General features: G+C 64.5%; 6 protein-coding genes and 1 tRNA gene. 1 reads left to right on the forward strand and 6 read right to left on the reverse strand.

Translation table 11 applies throughout. The features are described 5' to 3' along the window. Positions 1-139: 139 nt before the first annotated feature. Positions 140-403, reverse strand: coding sequence for a hypothetical protein (locus ACXJL8_RS36640; protein ID WP_456624063.1), 264 nt, complete (start codon positions 401-403; stop codon positions 140-142). A 271-nt stretch (positions 404-674) separates the two neighbouring features. Here ACXJL8_RS36640 and ACXJL8_RS36645 point away from each other — a divergent pair, with 271 nt between their 5' ends. After that, positions 675-869, forward strand: a complete 195-nt coding sequence (locus tag ACXJL8_RS36645; protein ID WP_456624062.1) for a hypothetical protein — start codon at positions 675-677, stop codon at positions 867-869. Positions 870-926: 57 nt separating this feature from the next. Here ACXJL8_RS36645 and ACXJL8_RS36650 read toward each other — a convergent pair whose 3' ends face one another. From ACXJL8_RS36650 to ACXJL8_RS36670, 5 genes are all read right to left on the reverse strand, one after another. Next, positions 927-1,073 carry a hypothetical protein gene (locus tag ACXJL8_RS36650; RefSeq protein WP_456624061.1) on the reverse strand — a complete coding sequence of 49 codons (147 nt, stop codon included), beginning with the start codon at positions 1,071-1,073 and terminating at the stop codon, positions 927-929. Positions 1,074-1,263: 190 nt separating this feature from the next. Beyond that, positions 1,264-1,337, reverse strand: a tRNA-Cys gene (locus ACXJL8_RS36655). 149 nt (positions 1,338-1,486) lie between these two features. After that, entirely contained in the window at positions 1,487-2,221 is a 735-nt protein-coding gene (locus ACXJL8_RS36660; RefSeq protein ID WP_456624060.1) for a tRNA-uridine aminocarboxypropyltransferase, read from the reverse strand. A 74-nt stretch (positions 2,222-2,295) separates the two neighbouring features. Continuing rightward, entirely contained in the window at positions 2,296-3,108 is an 813-nt protein-coding gene (locus ACXJL8_RS36665; protein ID WP_456624059.1) for a class I SAM-dependent methyltransferase, read from the reverse strand. A 213-nt stretch (positions 3,109-3,321) separates the two neighbouring features. After that, positions 3,322-3,555, reverse strand: a 234-nt coding sequence (locus ACXJL8_RS36670; protein ID WP_456686587.1) for an efflux RND transporter permease subunit, incomplete at its 5' end; no start/stop codon positions are given.

Consider the following 3,555-nt stretch of genomic DNA (forward strand, 5'->3'; position numbering starts at 1 on the left):
GGTGAGATCCTCGCCCATTGCGCCTCGGTCAGCTCATATCGCTTCGCCGCCATCATCCGCTCCGTGTCGAATCACGGAACTCTATGAATCAGCGATCAAACCACTTGGGAATCCCGAATGTCGATCGGGCCTAGGCATGTCAGCCGCCGGCCTGATCGAACACGCTGCGGCAAGCCTCGCTCAAGCTTGACCGGTTACGGCGCAGGCAGGCCGTGATGGCGCGGACATTGGGGATCTCGCCGGCGCAGAGCCGGTAGACGTCGGGCGTGCAGGCCCGCCGCTGCTCCGGAGTTCCCTGCTGCGCATGGGCGGCGGAGGCGAACAGCGTCAGGAACAGCCCGACGGTCGAAGCTCGACGCGCTCGGCTCCTCACAGCCGCAAACCGCAAGAACCTTGCCTTCATGACCAAGTCTCCTGTCGCCCTGCCCGCCTCCGGTCTGCGTTGGCCGGTGCGCGCCAAGAGGTAGGAGAAATAAACCGCGGAGAATGTGATCTCTTTCACACTGGCAGAGTGCGGGAGGAACCTAGGATTCAACGGGGATTTTTGGGGGATTTTTCAGAAATCGCTAACCAATCGGGACCCGAGCGCCGGATCGTTAAAATGCGAACGATCGGCTCAACCGGGAAACAAGCCGGCTTTGCGACATTGCGCCATCCGCGTTCCGGAGGGTGCGATGAGCGAAGCCGAATTCAACTTGCTGCTGAATGCCGTGCGTGACGCCATGACCCATGAAGATTTGGCGCCCGTGCCGGAGGAGGAATTCGTGCCCCGCTCGTGGAGCTTCGACGCAACGCCCAAGGCCGCCAATGACAACGAGGGCGCCTGGCCCCTCCTGCCCTTTCCGGACGGCTGGTACGCTGCCTGCTGAGATCGCTTAGCCAGACCTCACGAATGAACGCCCAGCGCGCGCCCACGTGGCCCGCGATCAAGTCTTGACGCGCTCCTCACCGTCCTGCCGCACCCGGTCGGGTGCAGCCGGCGGGAAGATGCTGTCATAGATCGCTCGGGCCTCGCGAATGAGGCGAGCCCGCTCCAGCTCGGATTTCGGGACGAATCGGACGACGTCGCTCACGTGCTCTCCAGCTCCAGGGGTTCGTGACGCATCACTTCGCAGATGCGAAGTCTGTGCCATCGGGCCTGAATCGCTGGTTTCCGCCAAGCCCCGGGCAAACCCGGTGTGCGCGGCGCGGCATGCCTCGCAACCAGGCTATGCGGAACCGGCGCCGAGATCGAATTTGTGCTGAGAGATCAGAAACTTGTGATGGAGGCCACGTCGGGACTCGAACCCGAGTAAACGGTTTTGCAGACCGGCGCGTAACCACTCCGCCACGTGGCCCCAACGAGGGCGGAGCAATATAGGGGATCAAGGGTTTAGGCAACCCCGCGCGGCGAGAGCTTCGGCTGGCCCGCGCCGCCGAGATATTGGCGGAAAATCTGCTCGGTCGTGCCGGCGGCGACGATCCGCCCCTCCTCCGGCGGCCGCGGTCAGGCCCGCTTGCTCCGCCGGACACCGCGCCGGCGGTCCTTGACCACCGGCTTCGGCGCCAGCTCCGGCATCTCCGCCTGCACCTCGCGATAGCGCGCCAGCATCCGCTCGAAGCTCGCATTCAACGTCTCGGCGATGTCAGGGCGGCGCTCAAGGCCGGCCAAGGTTATCGCGGCCGCCTCGATGGTCGAGAGCCCGTCCTTGCGCGGCTCCTTACGCAGGCGCCCGTAGCGCGACGGGTGCGCCGGGTTGAGGATCACGCGCTGGCACTTCAGCATCCAGGGATTGCGCCACCACAGCGCCTTGGCCTGGCTCCAGGTGCCGTCGAGCAGCACCACGCCTTCGAGCTTGCCGAGGATCGCGCGCTGGTTGTCCGCGACCTCGCCCTTGCGGTTGAGCGCGACGATCTCGCCCTCGGCCTCCAGATCGGCCGCGCGCGCCGAGCCGAGATAGAGCACGGCCCAGTGCGAGGCGTTCTCGATCGGCCGCGCCAGCGCCTTTGACAGGCTCGGCCAGGACAGGCCGACCCGCACCGTGGCATCGGCAAAGTGCTTCGCAAGCAGCCGCGCGGTGCCGAGCGCCCTGTCCTGCTCCTGCGGATGCTGGAGGATCAGGAGCGAGAGCCGGTTCTTGATCGGCGTGACACTGTCGCAGATGCACAGCGGCATCGGCTTCTGGCAGTGCGGGCATTCGGGGATCGGATCGGCCGGCACGGCGGCTGTGGGGTTCGACATGGTCGCCGCTATACGCTTGAAGCGGCGGTTCAACAACTCTCTTGCCCGGAGTGGCGCCGCCCTAAGCCCGAACCTCACGCCACGGGGCGTTTGCGCATGAACGCCGTCAACACCGTCTTGAACGGAGCCGGCGTGCAGTGCTGAACCGCAAGCAACAGCGAATAGAGCAGCTTCGATCCGAAATAATAGGCCGGCTCCGCGTCCCACGGGATCACATACAGATCGTATCGGGAGGCGGGAAAATGCCGCTTGAACGCGCTGGCAGTGTTCAGCCGATAGACGGCCGGGAAGACATCCTCGCCCTTGCGGTCGTCCTGGGCCGACTGGATGATGCGGGCATGCAACCGGTCGGGGATCATCCGGTTGGCGAGCGCGATGTATCCATAGCGGTTGGGCGTTCGCGCGCAGATCCAGCCGCCCGGCTTGAGCACGCGGTCGAGTTCACGGGCGGCTCTGGCGGGATCCTGGAGATGCTCGAATACAAAATCCGATACGATCACGTCGATGGATTGATCGGCGATCGGAAGCTCTCCGTCGGGTGTGATCACGAACGCCCGATCCAGCGCCTTGTTGGTCGTGACAGCCGGGTCGACATCCACCCCGACGAGCTCGCGCACCCGTCCCTTCAACGAGCGCAGGCTGCGCCGGTAGGCCACCGAATCCTCGCTCTGGCCGGCGCCTCGCCCGGCGCCAAAGTCCAGCACGACGGAATCTGGTCCAACCAAGGCCCCGACCCGCTGCCAGAACTGAATCGTGCCATCGACCCGAGAGAATCCACCCGCCGCAATCTCCGGGAAAAAGTGCGATCCGACCATATTAGCCATTTGGCCAATCACTCCAAAGCAACACGAGCCAGCCGATTTCCGCTCGCCCGCAAAGTTTCCCAAGCCCGTCACACATTCTCGGGGCGGGATTCCGTTCGAATGCAACAGCTTGGGGCGGCGCGACGAGCGAAGGCTGCGCCCGTCTCCGTTCTGTAACGAGCTTTGTTGACAGAAATGAGAAGTAACAGCCTTTATGAGAACAGATGTTAAGTTGACAACATCAAATGTTAGGAGATCGAGCCGACTGACGGTGTCGAAACCTGCGCGATACTTCGCCTATTCCGCAGGTGCGGCCAGCGGGCGCGGCTCGGAGCGGCGGCGCAGGCGGTCGATCAACAGGTAGATCACGGGCGTGGTGTAGAGCGTCAGGATCTGCGAGACGAACAGGCCGCCGATGATGGTGATGCCGAGCGGACGCCGCAGCTCCGTGCCGGGGCCGGTGGCGATGACCAGCGGAATGCCGGCGAACAGCGCCGCCATGGTCGTCATCAGGATCGGGCGGAAGCGCGC

Source organism: Bradyrhizobium sp. P5_C11_2 (assembly GCF_054049755.1).